Source organism: Enterobacter sp. (genome assembly GCF_977039595.1).
Genome location: NZ_CDRQYH010000026.1, coordinates 33,653 through 50,697, shown reverse-complemented (window position 1 = coordinate 50,697; position 17,045 = coordinate 33,653). Strand labels below are relative to the sequence as shown.

The following is a 17,045-nucleotide window of genomic DNA, read 5'->3' as shown; positions in this document are numbered from 1 at the left end:
CCCGCTTGCGCGGGCCATCGGCGGTTTGCTCTCTGTTGCACTGGTCGTGGGTTTCCCCCCCAGGCGTTACCTGGCACCCTGCCCTATGGAGCCCGGACTTTCCTCCCCTCCGCCCGTCTCCCCCGAAAGGGACGACGACGAAGCGGCGACTGTCTGGTCAGCTTCGGCGCGCAGTATAGAGGGTTTGCACGCCGCTGTCACCCTCAGGTATGGGAAAGCCGTGATTAACGCGCCACTTCCACCTTCGCCAGTTTTTCGTAATAGCATGCAATCGCGCTGTGATCTGCCGTGCCCAGGCCATCGGCACGCAGCGCCTGCATCATCTCCATGACCGCCGCGGTCAGCGGCAGCTGCGCGCCCACGCCGTGGGAGGTATCAAGTGCGTTCGCCAGATCTTTGATATGCAGGTCAATGCGGAAACCGGGTTTGAAATTGCGATCCATGACCATTGGCGCTTTGGCATCCAGCACGGTGCTGCCCGCCAGACCACCGCGAATAGCCTGGTAGACCAGGTCCGGATTGACGCCTGCTTTGGTTGCCAGCGTCAGCGCTTCAGACATGGCGGCAATGTTGAGTGCCACAATCACCTGGTTTGCCAGCTTGGTCACGTTACCCGCCCCAATCTCTCCGGTGTGCACCACGGAGCCCGCCATCGCTTTCATCAGGTCGTAGTATCTATCGAAAACGGCTTTATCACCGCCGACCATCACCGACAGCGTGCCGTCGATCGCTTTCGGCTCACCGCCGCTGACCGGCGCATCCAGCATATCGACGCCCTTTGCCTTTAGCGCCTCGCTGATTTCACGGCTTGCAAGCGGTGCGATAGAGCTCATATCGATCAGCACCAGGCCAGGCTTCGCGCCCTCGATAATGCCGTTTTCACCCAGCGCAACCTCTTTGACATGCGGGGAGTTAGGCAGCATGGTGATGATGACATCGCACTGCTCGGCAATGGCTTTAGCGGTGGTGGCCGTTTCAGCGCCAGCCGCTATCACCTCTGCCACGGCCTGCGGATTGTGATCGGATACCACCAGTGAGTAACCCGCTTTGATGAGGTTCTTACTCATTGGTTTACCCATGATGCCCAGGCCAATAAAACCCACTTTCAGCGTCATAATCTGTTTCCTCAATGATGGTTATTTTTTAAAAGCGTCGGCTAATTTCTGCGTGGCCGAGCGGAATACGCCGAGGTCGCTACCGACGGCAACAAACGTGGCTCCCCACTCCAGATAGCGACGGGCGTCAGCCTCAACAGGCGCCAGAATGCCGCACGGTTTGCCGTGAGCTTTAGCGCGGGCAAAGATGTGCTGGATCGCGCGCTGCACGTCAGGGTGGCTGGCGTTACCCAGATGGCCAAAGGCGGCCGCCAGATCGCTTGGGCCGACGAAGATACCGTCCACGCCGTTTGTGGCTGCAATCGCGTCAACGTTATCAACGCCCTGCTGGCTCTCGATCTGAACCAGAATGGTGATGTTGTTATTGGACTGCGCGAAGTAGTCCGGCACGGTGCCAAACATATTGGCGCGATGCGAAACGGAAACGCCGCGGATCCCTTCGGGAGGATAGCGCGTTGACGCCACGGCCAGCGCCGCTTGCTCTTCCGTCTCCACAAACGGGATCAGGAAGTTGTAGAAGCCGATATCCAGCAGACGCTTAATAATCACCGGTTCGTTGGTGGGGACACGCACCACCGGGGCACTGTTGCTGCCTTTCAGCGCCATCAGCTGCGGAATAAACGTGCTGATATCGTTTGGCGCATGTTCGCCGTCCAGCACCAGCCAGTCGAAACCGGCCAGGCCCAGCACTTCGGTGCTGATAGGGTTTGCCAGCGCGGACCAGCAGCCAATCTGAATCTGGTGTGCCGCGAGGGCCGCTTTAAATTTATTCGGGAAGATAGCGTTATTCATCGTATTTACCTTTTTAATTCCGCAGCCTTTTTCAGCATCATTTTATTTATTCAGACACCGCGCCATCATGATATTTATTATTCGGACATATTCTGGCGTAATAAAATCGTCATTCAGTATAAGATGCAATCCACGACCGCACATTGTTTTAATGCTCAGGTATTACGGTATATTTTGATAAAAATTTTTGCATATGCACAAAGCACTGGGCGCTAATGCACAGAATCAAGGATTACGGGCTCGCGAGCGATCGGGATCACATTTTGATATTGAATCTGCTGACATGCTTTATCTCTGAAAGCCGCGTATTTATTTCTACCATCAGAAAAACGGCTGAACTTATTATCAGAATTTTGCTGGAGAATACTGAACAATGGCCGACATTGAAATTCGACAGTCATCGCCGACGGCGTTTTATATAAAAGTCCACGACACCGATAATGTGGCGATTATTGTAAACGATAATGGCTTAAAAGCGGGCACCCGCTTTCCGGACGGGCTGGAACTGATTGAGCATATTCCGCAGGGACATAAGGTCGCCCTGGTGGATATCCCTGCTAATAGCGAAATCGTACGTTACGGTGAAGTCATCGGCTATGCCGTTCGCTTTATACCACAGGGGAGCTGGGTTGAGGAGTCGCTGGTGGCGCTTCCGGAAGCACCGCCGCTGAATACGCTTCCGCTGGCAACCCGCGTGCCGGAACCGCTTCCTCCGCTGGAGGGCTATACCTTCGAAGGCTACCGCAACGCGGACGGCAGCGTCGGCACAAAGAATCTGCTCGGCATTACCACCAGCGTACACTGCGTGGCGGGCGTAGTGGATTACGTGGTGAAAATCATCGAACGCGATCTGATGCCGAAATACCCGAACGTCGACGGCGTGGTTGGCCTGAACCACCTCTACGGCTGCGGCGTGGCGATTAACGCTCCCGCTGCCGTGGTGCCTATCCGTACCATCCACAATATCGCCCTGAACCCGAACTTTGGCGGCGAGGTGATGGTCATCGGTCTGGGGTGTGAAAAATTGCAGCCAGAGCGCCTGCTGCAAGGTACCGAAGATGTCAAAGCCATTCCGGCAGACGAGGCCAGCATCGTGCGCCTGCAGGACGAGCGCCACGTGGGTTTCCGCTCAATGGTCGACGATATCCTGCAGGTGGCTGAACGCCATCTGGACAAGCTCAACCGCCGCCAGCGCGAAACGTGTCCGGCGTCGGAGCTGGTGGTCGGAACCCAGTGCGGCGGCAGCGATGCCTTCTCCGGCGTGACGGCCAACCCGGCGGTGGGCTTTGCGTCCGATCTGCTTGTTCGCTGCGGCGCAACGGTGATGTTCTCCGAGGTGACCGAAGTGCGTGACGCCATCCATCTGCTGACGCCGCGCGCCGTTAATGAAGAGGTCGGCAAGCGTCTGCTTGAGGAGATGGCCTGGTACGATAGCTATCTCGAGATGGGCAAAACCGACCGCAGCGCCAACCCGTCTCCAGGCAACAAGAAAGGCGGCCTGGCAAACGTGGTGGAAAAAGCCCTTGGTTCGATTGCCAAATCCGGGCAGAGCGCGATTGTGGAAGTGCTCTCTCCGGGCCAGCGCCCGACGAAACGCGGCCTGATTTACGCGGCAACGCCGGCCAGCGATTTCGTTTGCGGCACGCAACAGGTCGCGTCCGGCATTACGGTGCAGGTCTTTACCACCGGGCGCGGCACGCCGTACGGCCTGATGGCGGTACCGGTGATCAAGATGGCGACCCGCACCGAGCTGGCAAACCGCTGGTATGACTTAATGGACATCAACGCGGGTACTATCGCGACCGGAGAAGAGAGTATTGAGGACGTGGGCTGGAAGCTGTTCCACTTCATTCTGGATGTCGCCAGCGGGCGGAAGAAAACCTTCTCCGATCAATGGGGATTACATAACCAGCTGGCGGTGTTCAACCCGGCACCGGTGACGTGATGGCTCCTCACCCTGCCCTCTCCCCCCAGGGGAGAGGGTAAAAAACCTTAAACCAGCACCACATCAATCCCGCTTTTCCGCAACCCGTCCAGGCTCTCCGCCGGAATGCCTTCATCGACAATAATCATATCAATCCTTTGCGTATCAATGATTTTATGCAGGCTTGAGCGGTTAAATTTGCTGGAGTCAGTGACAACGATAATACGCTCCGCCACCTCGCACATTTTGCGGTTCAGACGGGCTTCATCCTCGTTGTGCGTGCTCACGCCGCGGTCGAGATCGATGGCGTCAACGCCCAGGAACAGCAGGTCAAAATGGTAATTCTGTAGCGACTGCTCGGCCTGGTCACCGTAGAAGGATTGCGACTGACGGCGCAGATGCCCGCCGGTCATCAGCAGTTCCACCCCTTCCGCTTCCAGCAACGCATTCGCCACGTTCATCCCGTTGGTCATCGCAATGACGTCCGTGTGCTGGCGCAGCATGCGGGCGATTTCAAACGTTGTGGTGCCGGAGTCCAGAATAATACGGTGCCCGGGTTTGACCAGCGCGGCAGCGGCCTGGGCGATACTGCGCTTCACCGCCGTATTCAGCGAGCTTTTGTCCTCCACGGAAGGCTCAGCGCCCGGCATGTTGCCTTCGCAAATCAATGCCCCACCGTAAGCGCGAACGGCAATGCCCTGCTTCTCCAGGAACGCCAGGTCGTTGCGGATCGTCACCGTCGATACGCCGTACAGATGAGACAGATCGTTAACCTGCACGCTTCCCTGCGCCCGCAACCGCTGAATGATCTGCTCTCGCCTTTCACTGGTGCCGGTGATGCGCTTTTCCGCGGATGAATCGGTGCTGCTCATACGAGCTCCTTAATAAATAGTCTTTCGTTTCATTTCGTTTTGTCTATTAAGGCCTTTCCTTTGCGGGAATGCAACCCCCGCCTGGCGACCTTGCGCAAGATAGTCGTGGGCTGAAACCTTTCATTATGTTTCTTTTGTGAAACAGATCGGAAATCTATTATCTTTCTTTTTATTTTTATATCACCATGATGCAGGATTAAATGAAACAAAACGAAAGAAAAGTATCATTACCATCCGAAATGGAGAGGAAAGTGAAACATCTGACAGAAATGGTGGAACAACATAAACGAGGGAATTCAAACGGGATCTATGCCGTCTGTTCCGCACATCCGCTGGTACTTGAAGCTGCCATTCGTTACGCGCATTCGCATCAGTCACCGCTGCTGATCGAGGCCACCTCCAACCAGGTGGATCAGTTTGGCGGCTATACCGGCATGACGCCTGCGGATTTTCACGGGTTTGTCTGCCAGCTGGCCGAGTCGCTCGGTTTCCCGGCGTCACAGCTGATCCTCGGCGGCGATCATTTGGGCCCTAACCGCTGGCAAAATCTCCCTGCGGAACAGGCTATGGCAAATGCCGACGATCTGATCAAAAGCTATGTTTCTGCCGGATTCAAAAAGATCCACCTCGACTGCAGCATGTCCTGCGAGGACGACCCGGTTCCCCTGACCGACACGATCGTTGCCGGACGCGCCGCACGCCTGGCGAAGATTGCCGAAGCGACCTGTCGCGAGCAGTTTGGTGGATCCGATCTGGTCTACGTTATCGGCACGGAAGTGCCCGTTCCCGGTGGCGCGCACGAGACGCTCACCGAACTTGCCGTCACCACGCCGGACGCGGCCCGCGCCACGCTTGAAGCGCACCGCCACGCGTTCGAAAAGGAAGGCTTAAGCGACATCTGGCCGCGCATTATTGGCCTCGTGGTCCAGCCTGGCGTGGAGTTCGATCACGCGCACGTCTGCGACTATCAGCCGCAGAAAGCCGTTGCCCTGAGCAAAATGGTTGAAGCCTACGATACGCTGGTGTTTGAAGCGCACTCCACCGACTACCAGACGCCGCAGGCGCTGCGAAAGCTTGTCAACGATCACTTTGCGATTCTGAAAGTTGGCCCCGCCCTGACCTTCGCCCTGCGCGAAGCGCTGTTCTCACTGGCTGCCATAGAAGAGGAGCTGCTGCCGGCAAAAGCCAGCTCCGGCCTCCGCCACGTGCTGGAAAACGTCATGCTCGATCGCCCGGAATACTGGCAAAGCCATTACCACGGTGACGGCAACGCGCGTCGACTGGCGCGCGGCTACAGCTACTCTGACCGCGTGCGCTACTACTGGCCGGACAGCCAAATAGACGACGCCTTTGAACGGCTGGTGCGTAACCTGGCAGACGAGCCTGTTCCTCTGCCGCTGATCAGCCAGTACCTGCCGTTGCAGTACGGCAAAGTTCGCGAGGGCGCTCTCAAGTCAACGCCACGGGAACTCATCATCGACCACATTCAGTACATACTCCAGCAGTACCACGCCGCCTGTGAAGGCGTAACGACTCAAAACGCATAATTAGAAAAGAGGAAAACGCTATGCCAAACATTGTCTTATGCCGCATCGACGAACGACTGATCCACGGTCAGGTGGGCGTGCAGTGGGTGGGGTTTGCGGGGGCAAACCTGGTGCTGGTCGCTAACGATGAGGTTGCTGAGGATCCGGTTCAACAGAACCTGATGGAAATGGTGCTCGCGGAAGGGATCGCCGTGCGCTTCTGGTCGCTACAAAAAACGATCGACAGCATTCACCGCGCCGCTGACCGCCAGAAAATCCTGCTGGTCTGCAAATCACCCGCCGATTTTCTGAAGCTGGTTGAGGGCGGCGTGCCCGTCACCCGTATCAACGTCGGAAACATGCACTACGCCAGTGGCAAACAACAAATTGCCAAAACGGTCTCTGTCGACGCGAACGATATCGCCGCGTTCAACGGCCTGAAAGCGGCCGGTGTGGAATGCTTCGTTCAGGGCGTTCCAACAGAAACTGCTTTGGATCTCTTTAAACTGCTCTGAGGGATTCACAATGGAAATCAGTCTGTTGCAGGCGCTGGGGTTGGGCATACTCGCCTTTATCGCCGGTCTGGATATGTTTAACGGGTTAACGCACATGCACCGCCCGGTGGTACTCGGGCCGCTGGTCGGCCTGATTCTGGGCGATTTGCACACCGGCATTTTGACCGGCGGTACGTTAGAGCTCGTCTGGATGGGGCTGGCCCCGCTCGCCGGTGCCCAGCCGCCGAACGTCATTATCGGCACCATCGTGGGTACCGGATTTGCCATCAGCACCGGCGTGAAGCCAGAAGTCGCGGTTGGCGTCGCCGTGCCGTTTGCCGTGGCGGTTCAGATGGGGATTACGTTCCTCTTCTCGGTGATGTCCGGCGTCATGTCGCGCTGCGACCGCATGGCGGCCAATGCAGATACAAACGGTATAGAACGGGTTAACTATCTTGCGCTGCTGGCGCTCGGCATCTTCTATTTTCTGTGCGCGTTCCTGCCGATCTACTTCGGTGCAGAACATGCGAAAACCGCCATTGACGTTCTGCCAGCGCGTCTGATTGACGGCCTCGGCGTGGCGGGCGGCATCATGCCAGCCATCGGCTTCGCCGTGCTGCTGAAGATCATGATGAAAAACGTCTACATCCCTTACTTCATTATCGGTTTTGTTGCCGCCGCCTGGCTCAAGCTTCCGGTGCTGGCGATTGCGGCGGCCGCGCTGGCCATGGCGCTGATCGACCTGATGCGTAAATCACCTGAACCGACGGCTCCCGCCGCTCAGAAAGAGGAATTCGAAGATGGCATCTAACCAAACCACCCTGCCGGGCGTGTCTGAAAGCGAAGAGACGCTGCTGACCGGCATGAATGAAAACGTCTACGAAGACCAGAGCATCGGTGCCGAGCTGACGAAAAAGGATATTAACCGTGTGGCCTGGCGTTCCATGCTGCTGCAGGCCTCGTTTAACTACGAACGTATGCAGGCCTCCGGCTGGCTGTACGGGCTACTGCCCGCGTTGAAAAAGATCCACACCAACAAGCGGGACCTGGCGCGAGCGATGAAGGGCCATATGGGCTTCTTTAACACCCACCCGTTCCTGGTGACCTTTGTTATCGGCATCATTCTGGCGATGGAGCGATCCAAGCAGGATGTGAACAGCATCCAGAGCACCAAAATTGCCGTCGGCGCGCCGCTTGGCGGTATTGGCGACGCCATGTTCTGGCTAACCCTGCTGCCTATCTGCGGCGGTATTGGTGCCAGCCTGGCGCTGCAAGGATCGATTCTGGGCGCCGTGGTCTTTATCGTGCTGTTTAACGTGGTACACCTCGGCCTACGTTTTGGCCTGGCGCACTACGCTTACCGGATGGGCGTCGCGGCCATTCCGCTGATAAAAGCCAACACCAAAAAGGTCGGCCACGCGGCGTCTATCGTCGGGATGACGGTGATCGGCGCGCTGGTGGCAACCTACGTCCGCCTCAATACCACGCTCGAAATCAAGGCGGGTGATGCCGTGGTCAAACTGCAGGCCGACGTCATCGACAAGCTGATGCCCGCGTTCCTGCCGCTGGTCTACACCCTGACGATGTTCTGGCTGGTACGCCGCGGCTGGAGCCCGCTGCGGCTGATCGGTATCACCGTGCTGCTGGGCGTTGTCGGTAAATTCTGTCACTTCCTGTAAAAGCAAAGAGGTTGCGATGTTAGGCATTATTTTGACGGGTCACGGCGGTTTTGCCAGCGGGCTTGAGCAGGCGATGAAGCAGATCCTCGGCGAGCAGCCGCAGTTTATCGCCATTGATTTTCCGGAGACGTCCACCACCGCGCGGCTGACCGCTCAGCTTGAGCAGGCGGTGAGCGAACTCGATGCGCAGCACGATATTGTGTTTCTCACCGATCTGCTCGGCGGCACGCCGTTCCGCGTGGCGTCGACGCTCGCGATGCAAAGGCCGGGCAGCGAAGTGATAACCGGCACCAACCTGCAGCTGCTGCTGGAGATGGTGCTGGAGCGTGACGGATTAAGCAGCGAAGCGTTTCGTCTGCAGGCGCTGGAGTGCGGACACCGCGGCCTGACGAGCCTGGTAGACGAGCTGGGGCGCTGTCGCGAGGAAGCCCCTGCCGAGGAAGGGATATGAGCCCGCTGCTGCGCGCGAGGCGGGTGCTTACCGAACAGGGCTGGCTGGACGACCACCAGCTACGCATTGAAAGCGGTGCGGTTGCGGCGATTGAACCCATCCTGGCGGGCGTTACGACGCGCGATGCGGAGCTGCTTTGCCCGGCCTATATCGATACGCACGTCCACGGCGGCGCGGGCGTGGACGTCATGGATGATGCCCCCGACGTGCTGGATACCCTGGCAATGCATAAAGCCCGCGAAGGCGTGGGCGCATTTCTGCCTACCACCGTGACCGCGCCGCTGGAAGCCATCCACGACGCGCTTGTGCGTATTGCCCGGCGCGCCCGGTCCGGCGACCCCGGCGCGCAGCTCCTGGGCAGCTATCTGGAAGGACCGTACTTTACGCCGCAGAACAAAGGGGCGCATCCGCCGGAGCTGTTTCGGGAGCTGGATATCGCCGAGCTGGACAGGCTGGTTGCCGTTTCACAGGACACGCTACGGGTGGTGGCGCTCGCGCCAGAAAAGCCCGGCGCGCTGCAGGCGATCCGCTATCTTAAACAGCGCGGTATACGCGTGATGCTGGGCCACAGCGCTGCCACGTACCGGCAAACTCTTGCCGCGTTTGATGCGGGTGCCGACGGGCTGGTTCACTGCTACAACGGCATGACGGGGCTGCACCACAGAGAGCCCGGCATGGTCGGCGCAGGGCTTACGGACAAACGGGCGTGGCTGGAGCTGATTGCCGACGGCCACCACGTCCATCCGGGGGCGATACGCTTATGCTGCTGCGCGCAGGATCGCGTGGTGCTGATTACCGATGCCATGCAGGCGGCAGGTATGCCGGACGGTCGTTATACCCTGTGCGGTGAAGAGGTCACGATGCAAAACGGCGTGGTTCGAACCGGCTCCGGCGGGCTGGCGGGCAGCACGCTGTCGCTGGATGCCGCGGTCAGGAATATGGTGGAGTATGCGGGCGTAACCGCCGAAGACGCTATCCATATGGCCTCGCTGCACCCTGCCCGGCTGCTGGGCGTTGACGGTCAGCTCGGATCCTTAGCCCCGGGTAAACGCGCTAATATCATTGCGCTGGACGGGGGTTTACACCTCCAGCAGATCTGGATCCAGGGCCAGGCTCTCCCCCTTTAGGCCTTTCATTGTGTCTCCTGTTGGCCTTACGACACCCGATCGTAAGGCCTTTCTTTTCCTTTCCTTGACTCTTCCCTTTCCTTTCCCGATCACACTTTTCGTTTTATTTCTTTTCTTACATTGAACTTTCGATTTCTTTTCTATAGATTTTATTTAACTGCTTAAGTGAACAAGTGAAACGAAACGAAAGATAGCGACACGATTGCCAGCGTCTGATGTGGAATTCACACGACTAAGGACTGAGTTATGCCACAAACCACTACCGCCGCGACAACCGGCACATGGACCGAGGAAGAGATCCGCCAGCAGCCTGCCAGCTGGATCCGCTCGCTCAACAACATCGATAACCTGCGTGCTTCGATCGACAGTTTTCTGACGCCGCTGCTGCGCAAGGACGATCTGCGGATCGTCCTGACCGGCGCGGGCACGTCCGCCTTTATCGGTGATATCGTTTCTCCCTGGCTCGCGAGCTATACCGGGAAAAACTTCACTGCCGTCCCGACAACCGATCTGGTGACGAACCCGATGGACTACTTCAGCCCTGCGCATCCGCTGCTGCTGATTTCGTTTGCCCGCTCCGGCAACAGCCCGGAAAGCGTCGCGGCCGTCGAGCTGGCAAACCAGTTCGTGCCGGAGTGCTACCACCTGTCGATTACCTGCAACGAGGCGGGGAGCCTGTACCAGAACGCCGTCGACAGCGATAACGCATATGCCCTGCTGATGCCTGCCGAAACGCACGATCGCGGGTTCGCGATGACCAGCAGCATCACCACCATGATGGCGAGCTGCCTGGCGGTGTTCGCCCCGGAAACGATCAATCGCCACACCTTCCGCGACGTCGCCGAACGCTGTCAGGCGATCCTCACTACGCTCGGCGATTTCAGCCACGGCGTCTTTGGCAGCGAGCCGTGGAAACGCGTCGTCTATCTGGGAAGCGGCGGCCTGCAGGGCGCGGCGCGCGAATCGGCGCTGAAGGTGCTGGAGCTGACGGCGGGCAAGCTGGCGGCGTTTTACGACTCCCCGACGGGCTTCCGCCACGGGCCGAAATCGCTGGTCGATAGCGAAACGCTGGTGGTGGTGTTCATCTCCAGCCATCCGTATACGCGTCAGTACGATCTGGATCTTCTGGCCGAGCTGCGCCGCGATCGCCAGGCACTGCGCGTCGTCGCCATCGCCGCTGAAAACGATCCGGTCATTGAAGCGGGTCCGCACATTCTGCTGCCGCCTTCACGTCCGTTTATCGATATGGAACAGGCGTTCTGCTTCCTGATGTATGCCCAGGTCTTTGCGCTCACCCAGTCGCTAAGCGTAGGCAATACGCCCGATACGCCATCCGCCAGCGGGACGGTCAACCGCGTAGTGCAGGGCGTTGTTATTCACCCGTGGCAGGCTTAAGAGGATCGGCTCATGAGTATTATTTCTACCAAATATCTTCTGCAGGACGCGCAGGCAAAGGGCTACGCCGTGCCGGCGTTCAACATCCACAACGCGGAGACGATCCAGGCGATCCTCGAAGCGTGCAGCGAAATGCGATCGCCGGTGATCCTCGCGGGCACGCCGGGCACCTTTAAGCATATTGCGCTGGAAGAGATCTACGCCCTGTGCAGCGCGTACTCCCACACCTACGACATGCCGCTGGCGCTGCACCTCGATCACCACGAATCGCTGGACGATATACGCCGCAAGGTCAATGCGGGCGTGCGCAGCGCAATGATCGACGGCAGCCACTATCCGTTTGAACAAAACGTGAAGCTGGTGAAGTCGGTGGTCGATTTCTGCCACCTCAACGACTGCAGCGTCGAAGCCGAGCTGGGCCGCCTGGGCGGCGTGGAAGATGACATGAGCGTAGACGCCGAAAGCGCGTTCCTCACCGATCCGCAGGAGGCGAAACGCTTCGTCGAACTGACCGGCGTTGACAGCCTTGCCGTCGCCATCGGCACCGCGCACGGTCTGTATACCAAACGCCCGAAAATCGATTTCCAGCGTCTGGCGGAAATCCGCGAAGTGGTCACCGTGCCGCTGGTGCTGCACGGCGCGAGCGATGTGCCGGATGAGTTTGTACGCCGCACCATCGAGCTGGGCGTGTGCAAAGTCAACGTGGCAACCGAGCTGAAAATTGCTTTCTCTGACGCGGTTAAGGCCTGGTTTGCCGAAAACCCGCAGGGCAACGATCCGCGCTTCTATATGCGGGTCGGCATGGACGCCATGAAAGAGGTGGTCAGAAGCAAGATCGCCGTTTGCGGCTCGGCAAACCGGCTCCTGCTTCCTGCCGAAGCCTGATCCCATCGCGCATGACGTCAATACCTAAAAAATAACTATAAGCCTCGCAAATATGAAGGCGCGTCCTTAAGCCGGACAGCGCCTTCCATTATCCTAAAAATCCGAGGAGTCCCTACATGACACAGGAAAAGTCGTTTAAATCGAAAGCGTGGGCGTTTTTCCAAAGCCTGGGAAAGACGTTTATGTTCCCGGTCTCTCTTTTGGCCTTTATGGGGTTGCTGCTGGGTATCGGTAGCTCCGTCACCAGCCCTTCCACTATTAAAAGTTTTCCCTTTCTGGGCGGTGAGTTAACGCAGCTGACCTTTGGCTTTATCGCCATGGTGGGCGGCTTCGCCTTTACCTATCTGCCGCTGATGTTTGCCATGGCGATCCCGATGGGCCTCGCCAAACGCAACAAGGCCGTGGGCGCCTTTGCCGGGTTCGTTGGCTACATGCTGATGAACATGAGCATCAACTACTATCTGACCGCCACCCACCAGCTTGCCGATGCCGCCACCATGAGGCAGGTTGGGCAATCGATCGTACTGGGGATCCACACCCTGGAGATGGGCGTGCTGGGCGGTATCGTGGTCGGGGTAATCACTTACTTCCTGCACGAGCGTTTCCAGGACACCGTGTTACACGATGCCTTTGCCTTTTTCAGCGGCATTCGTTTTGTGCCCATCATTACCGCACTCACGCTGTCGCTGGTCGGGCTGTTTATCCCGCTATTGTGGGAATACGTGGCGCTGGGGATTGCCGGCATTGGCCATATCATTCAGAGCACCAGCGTTTTCGGACCGTTCCTGTACGGCGTAGGCGTGCTGTTGCTTAAACCCTTTGGTCTGCACCATATTCTGCTGGCGATGGTGCGCTTCACGCCGGCAGGCGGCATTGAGATGGTCAACGGCCATGAAGTGGCCGGCGCGCTGAATATCTTCTACGCCGAGCTGAAAGCCGGACTGCCGTTTAGCCCGCACGTTACTGCGTTTCTGTAACAAGGCTTTATGCCGACCTTTATCTTTGGCCTGCCTGCCGTGGCGTACGCCATCTACCGCACCGCGCGCCCGGAAAACCGCCCGGTGATTAAGGGGCTGCTGCTTTCCGGCGTGCTGGTTTCCGTCGTCACCGGTATCTCTGAGCCGATTGAGTTTCTGTTCCTGTTTATCGCCCCCGCGCTTTACGCCTTCCATATCGTGATGTCTGGCCTGGCGCTGATGGTGATGGCCCTGCTGGGGGTCACCATCGGCAACACCGACGGCGGGATTTTGGATCTGCTGATCTTCGGCGTGATGCAGGGGATGTCGACCAAATGGTATCTGCTGTTCCCGGTCGGTATCGCCTGGTTTGCCATCTACTTCTTCGTCTTCCGCTGGTACATCCTCAAACACGATATCAAGACGCCGGGCCGTGAGGTGGACGCGCAGGGTGCGCAGCAGGCCGTCGAAGCCAACACCCGCGCGCGTGGAAAATCGAAATACGATCACGGGCTTATCCTGCGCGCGCTCGGTGGCAAAGAGAACATCGAGTCGCTCGACAACTGCATCACCCGCTTGCGCCTGGTCGTGAAGGAGATGGGGCTTATCGATCAGCAGACGCTGAAAGCGGCTGGCGCCCTTTCGGTGGTGGTGCTGGACGCGCACAGCGTTCAGGTGATCATCGGCCCGCAGGTGCAGAGCGTCAAAACCGGCATTGAAGCCTTAATCTAACAGGGGGTTGTTGTGTTTGATTTCGACAAAATCATCGAGCGTAAAAGCGATAAGTGCCGTAAATGGGACCATGCGTTTGTCTGCTCACGCTTTGGTGATGTCCCGCAGGGGTTTATCCCGCTGTGGATCGCCGATATGGATTTCACCTCGCCGCCGGCCGTTATTGAAGGCTTCCAGCGCATCGTGGAGCACGGCACCTTTGGCTATACCTGGTGCTTCGACGAATTCTACGACGCGGTGATGGCCTTCCAGCGCACGCGGCATCAGGTTGAGGTGGAGAAGTCGTGGATCACCCTGACCTACGGCACCGTCTCCACGCTGCATTACACGGTCCAGGCGTTCTGCACGCCTGGCGACAGCGTGATGATGAACACGCCGGTCTACGATCCGTTTGCAATGGCGGCGCAGCGCCAGGGCGTGCGGGTGCTTGCTAACCCGCTATCCGTGAAGCAAAACCGCTATCAGCTGGATTTTAATCTGGTTGAAGATCAGCTCAAAACCCATCGTCCAAAACTGTGGTTCTTCTGCTCGCCGCATAACCCCTCGGGCAGGATCTGGCGCGCGGATGAGATACGCCAGGTCTCCGATCTCTGTAAACGCTACGGCACGATTCTGGTGGTCGATGAGGTTCACGCTGAGCACATTCTGGACGGCACATTCGTCAGCTGTCTGACCTCGGGCTGCGCCGCACAGGACAACCTGATCGTGCTGACGTCGCCAAATAAAGCCTTCAACCTGGGCGGGCTGAAAACGTCCTACTCCATGATCCCGGACGATTCGCTGCGCCAGCGCTTCCGCCAGCAGCTTGAGAAGAACTCAATTACCTCACCCAATATGTTCGGCGTATGGGGGATTATCCTCGCCTACCAGCACGGCCTGCCGTGGCTCGACGCGCTGAACGGCTACCTGCAAGGTAATGCCCGCTACCTTGCGGACGCTATTCAGACCCATTTTCCGGCCTGGAAGATGATGACCCCGGAATCGTCATATCTGGCCTGGATAGACGTAAGCGCCGACGACCGCAGCGCCACAGCGTTGACCCAACATTTCGCCCAACAGGCCGGTGTCGTGATTGAAGACGGCAGCCACTACGTGCAAAACGGCGAAAACTACCTGCGGATTAACTTCGGCACCCAGCGCTACTGGCTGGAGCAATCCATCAACCGAATGCTGAAGCATTACTGATTAGGATCTTAACCGATGAAAAAAGTGCTCACTCTCTCGCTGCTGGCTCTCTCTGTTTCTCATGGCGCGGCAGCAGCGAACTACGCGCTCAATAACGACAATATTGCTCTGTCGTTTGATGACGCAAACTCAACGGTAGTGGTTAAGGACAATAAGGCTAACCATCCGCTCACGCCGCAGGAGCTGTTCTTTCTGACGCTGCCGGACGAGACAAAAATCCACACCGCGGATTTCACCATCAAGCACGTCGAAAAGCAGGGTAACGCAATTGTCATCGACTTTACCCATCCGGGCTTTAACGTAACGGTGAAGCTGAACCTGGTGAAGGGAAAATACGCCAGCATCGACTACACCGTTGCCGCAGTCGGCCAGCCGCGGGACGTGGCGAAAATTACCTTCTTCCCGACGAAAAAGCAGTCTCAGGCACCCTATGTTGACGGGGCGATCAACAGTTCGCCGATCGTTGCTGATTCGTTCTTTATTCTGCCGAACAAGCCCATCGTTAACACATACGCCTATGAAGCGACCACCAATCTCAACGTAGAGCTGAAAACGCCGATCCAGCCAGAGTCGCCGGTCAGCTTTACCACCTGGTTCGGCACCTTCCCGGAAATCAGCCAGCTGCGCCGCAGCGTGAACCAGTTTATTGATGCCGTGCGTCCACGACCGTACAAGCCTTATCTGCACTACAACAGCTGGATGGATATCGGCTTTTTCAATCCGTACACCGAGCAGGATGTGCTGGGGCGAATGGACGAGTGGAATAAGGAGTTTATTACCGGACGCGGCGTGGCGCTGGACGCCTTCCTGCTGGACGACGGCTGGGACGACCTTACCGGGCGCTGGCTGTTTGGCCCGGCATTCAGTAACGGTTTTGGCAAGGTTCGGGAAAAAGCCGACAGCCTGCACAGCTCGGTTGGACTGTGGCTCTCGCCGTGGGGCGGCTACAACAAGCCGCGCGACGTTCGCGTCTCGCATGCAAAAGAGTATGGATTCGAAACCGTCGACGGAAAGCTGGCGCTGTCAGGACCGAACTACTTTAAGAACTTCAATGAGCAGATCGTTAAGCTTATCAAAAACGAACGCATTACCTCATTCAAGCTGGACGGCATGGGTAATGCCAACGCGCATATCCAGGGCAGCCCGTATGCCTCGGATTTTGACGCCTCTATCGCCCTGCTGCATAACATGCGCAGCGCCAACCCGAATCTGTTTATTAACCTGACGACAGGTACCAACGCCAGCCCGTCCTGGCTGTTCTACGCCGATTCTATCTGGCGCCAGGGCGATGACATCAACCTGTACGGCCCCGGCACGTCGGTGCAGCAGTGGATGACCTACCGCGATGCGGAAACGTACCGCTCCATTGTGCGCAAAGGCCCGCTGTTCCCGCTGAACTCGCTGATGTACCACGGGATCATCAGCGCGGAAAACGCCTATTACGGGCTGGAAAAAGTACAAACGGACAGCGACTTTGCCGATCAGGTCTGGAGCTACTTCGCCACCGGCACGCAGCTGCAGGAGCTGTATATCACCCCTTCAATGCTGAACAAGGCGAAGTGGGATACCATGGCGCAGGCGGCGAAATGGTCGCGGGATAACGCAAGCGTGCTGGTAGACACGCACTGGATTGGTGGTGATCCAACCGCGCTGCAGGTTTACGGCTGGGCATCCTGGAGCAAGGACAAAGCGATTCTCGGCTTGCGTAACCCGTCGGATAAGCCACAAAGCTACTTCCTGGATTTGGCGAAAGATTTCCAAATCCCGACGGGAAACGCGGCGCAGTTTAGTCTGAAGGCGGTGTACGGCAGTAATTCAACCGTACCGGAGGCGTACAAAAACGCGGTGGTGATTACGCTGCAGCCGCTGGAAACGCTGGTGTTTGAGGCGGTACCTGCTAGCTAAAAGACGT

At 57.8% G+C, this 17,045-nt stretch carries 14 protein-coding genes and 1 pseudogene; 12 read left to right on the top strand and 3 right to left on the bottom strand.

Features of this window, described 5'->3' with window-relative positions; all coding sequences use genetic code 11:
* Window positions 1–224 precede the first annotated feature (224 nt).
* Together garR and garL are read right to left on the bottom strand one after the other, a co-directional pair.
* Window positions 225–1,115, bottom strand: a complete 891-nt coding sequence (gene garR / locus ACWYRJ_RS10420) for a 2-hydroxy-3-oxopropionate reductase (protein WP_111964944.1) — start codon at window positions 1,113–1,115, stop codon at window positions 225–227.
* A 21-nt stretch (window positions 1,116–1,136) separates the two neighbouring features.
* On the bottom strand, window positions 1,137–1,907 hold the full coding sequence (gene garL, locus ACWYRJ_RS10415; RefSeq protein WP_455507834.1) for a 2-dehydro-3-deoxyglucarate aldolase: 771 nt from the start codon (window positions 1,905–1,907) through the stop codon (window positions 1,137–1,139).
* Window positions 1,908–2,280: 373 nt separating this feature from the next.
* Here garL and garD point away from each other — a divergent pair, with 373 nt between their 5' ends.
* Window positions 2,281–3,852 (top strand): galactarate dehydratase, encoded by a 1,572-nt coding sequence (gene garD / locus ACWYRJ_RS10410; protein WP_455507833.1) that lies wholly within the window; start codon window positions 2,281–2,283, stop codon window positions 3,850–3,852.
* 47 nt (window positions 3,853–3,899) lie between these two features.
* On the opposite strand, the gene ACWYRJ_RS10405 is transcribed toward garD, so the two are convergent.
* Window positions 3,900–4,703, bottom strand: a complete 804-nt coding sequence (locus ACWYRJ_RS10405; protein WP_063143552.1) for a DeoR family transcriptional regulator — start codon at window positions 4,701–4,703, stop codon at window positions 3,900–3,902.
* Between the two features lie 239 nt (window positions 4,704–4,942).
* Between ACWYRJ_RS10405 and kbaZ the strand changes: the two genes are divergently transcribed.
* From kbaZ to ACWYRJ_RS10350, 11 genes and pseudogenes are all read left to right on the top strand, one after another.
* Complete coding sequence (gene kbaZ / locus ACWYRJ_RS10400) at window positions 4,943–6,250, top strand: tagatose-bisphosphate aldolase subunit KbaZ (RefSeq protein WP_455507835.1); 1,308 nt, start codon at window positions 4,943–4,945, stop codon at window positions 6,248–6,250.
* 20 nt (window positions 6,251–6,270) lie between these two features.
* A complete protein-coding gene (gene agaV / locus ACWYRJ_RS10395) occupies window positions 6,271–6,744 on the top strand; it encodes a PTS N-acetylgalactosamine transporter subunit IIB (RefSeq protein ID WP_455507832.1) in 474 nt (157 codons plus the stop codon).
* A 10-nt stretch (window positions 6,745–6,754) separates the two neighbouring features.
* The gene (gene agaW / locus ACWYRJ_RS10390) at window positions 6,755–7,534 is read left to right on the top strand and encodes a PTS N-acetylgalactosamine transporter subunit IIC (RefSeq protein ID WP_455507831.1); all 780 of its coding nucleotides are present in this window, start codon (window positions 6,755–6,757) and stop codon (window positions 7,532–7,534) included.
* Window positions 7,524–8,402: a PTS N-acetylgalactosamine transporter subunit IID gene (gene agaE, locus ACWYRJ_RS10385; RefSeq protein WP_455507830.1), complete on the top strand. Its 879-nt coding sequence runs from the start codon at window positions 7,524–7,526 to the stop codon at window positions 8,400–8,402. The genes agaW and agaE overlap by 11 nt, the downstream gene beginning before the upstream one ends.
* A gap of 16 nt (window positions 8,403–8,418) precedes the next feature.
* Entirely contained in the window at window positions 8,419–8,853 is a 435-nt protein-coding gene (gene agaF, locus ACWYRJ_RS10380) for a PTS galactosamine/N-acetylgalactosamine transporter subunit IIA (RefSeq protein ID WP_023333563.1), read from the top strand.
* The gene (gene nagA / locus ACWYRJ_RS10375; RefSeq protein WP_455507829.1) at window positions 8,850–9,980 is read left to right on the top strand and encodes an N-acetylglucosamine-6-phosphate deacetylase; all 1,131 of its coding nucleotides are present in this window, start codon (window positions 8,850–8,852) and stop codon (window positions 9,978–9,980) included. Before agaF ends, nagA begins: the two co-directional genes overlap by 4 nt.
* 246 nt (window positions 9,981–10,226) lie before the next feature.
* Window positions 10,227–11,375, top strand: a complete 1,149-nt coding sequence (locus ACWYRJ_RS10370) for an SIS domain-containing protein (protein ID WP_455507828.1) — start codon at window positions 10,227–10,229, stop codon at window positions 11,373–11,375.
* A 12-nt stretch (window positions 11,376–11,387) separates the two neighbouring features.
* Window positions 11,388–12,260, top strand: coding sequence for a tagatose-bisphosphate aldolase subunit KbaY (gene kbaY / locus ACWYRJ_RS10365; RefSeq protein WP_045134778.1), 873 nt, complete (start codon window positions 11,388–11,390; stop codon window positions 12,258–12,260).
* Window positions 12,261–12,376: 116 nt separating this feature from the next.
* Window positions 12,377–13,948, top strand: a pseudogene (gene malX / locus ACWYRJ_RS10360) (maltose/glucose-specific PTS transporter subunit IIBC).
* Window positions 13,949–13,960: 12 nt separating this feature from the next.
* A complete protein-coding gene (locus ACWYRJ_RS10355) occupies window positions 13,961–15,133 on the top strand; it encodes a MalY/PatB family protein (protein ID WP_455507827.1) in 1,173 nt (390 codons plus the stop codon).
* A gap of 15 nt (window positions 15,134–15,148) precedes the next feature.
* Window positions 15,149–17,038, top strand: a complete 1,890-nt coding sequence (locus ACWYRJ_RS10350; protein ID WP_455507826.1) for an enterotoxin — start codon at window positions 15,149–15,151, stop codon at window positions 17,036–17,038.
* Window positions 17,039–17,045: the final 7 nt, after the last annotated feature.

What these genes read in the sequence shown, in the direction of transcription:
- kbaZ (WP_455507835.1), top strand. Translation starts at nt 4,943, where the DNA reads ATGGAGAGGAAAGTGAAACATCTGACAGAAATGGTGGAACAACATAAA.
- agaV (WP_455507832.1), top strand. Translation starts at nt 6,271, where the DNA reads ATGCCAAACATTGTCTTATGCCGCATCGACGAACGACTGATCCACGGT.
- garL (WP_455507834.1), bottom strand. Translation starts at nt 1,907, where the DNA reads ATGAATAACGCTATCTTCCCGAATAAATTTAAAGCGGCCCTCGCGGCA.
- ACWYRJ_RS10405 (WP_063143552.1), bottom strand. Translation starts at nt 4,703, where the DNA reads ATGAGCAGCACCGATTCATCCGCGGAAAAGCGCATCACCGGCACCAGT.
- agaF (WP_023333563.1), top strand. Translation starts at nt 8,419, where the DNA reads ATGTTAGGCATTATTTTGACGGGTCACGGCGGTTTTGCCAGCGGGCTT.
- ACWYRJ_RS10350 (WP_455507826.1), top strand. Translation starts at nt 15,149, where the DNA reads ATGAAAAAAGTGCTCACTCTCTCGCTGCTGGCTCTCTCTGTTTCTCAT.
- garR (WP_111964944.1), bottom strand. Translation starts at nt 1,115, where the DNA reads ATGACGCTGAAAGTGGGTTTTATTGGCCTGGGCATCATGGGTAAACCA.
- kbaY (WP_045134778.1), top strand. Translation starts at nt 11,388, where the DNA reads ATGAGTATTATTTCTACCAAATATCTTCTGCAGGACGCGCAGGCAAAG.
- agaE (WP_455507830.1), top strand. Translation starts at nt 7,524, where the DNA reads ATGGCATCTAACCAAACCACCCTGCCGGGCGTGTCTGAAAGCGAAGAG.
- garD (WP_455507833.1), top strand. Translation starts at nt 2,281, where the DNA reads ATGGCCGACATTGAAATTCGACAGTCATCGCCGACGGCGTTTTATATA.
- agaW (WP_455507831.1), top strand. Translation starts at nt 6,755, where the DNA reads ATGGAAATCAGTCTGTTGCAGGCGCTGGGGTTGGGCATACTCGCCTTT.
- nagA (WP_455507829.1), top strand. Translation starts at nt 8,850, where the DNA reads ATGAGCCCGCTGCTGCGCGCGAGGCGGGTGCTTACCGAACAGGGCTGG.
- ACWYRJ_RS10370 (WP_455507828.1), top strand. Translation starts at nt 10,227, where the DNA reads ATGCCACAAACCACTACCGCCGCGACAACCGGCACATGGACCGAGGAA.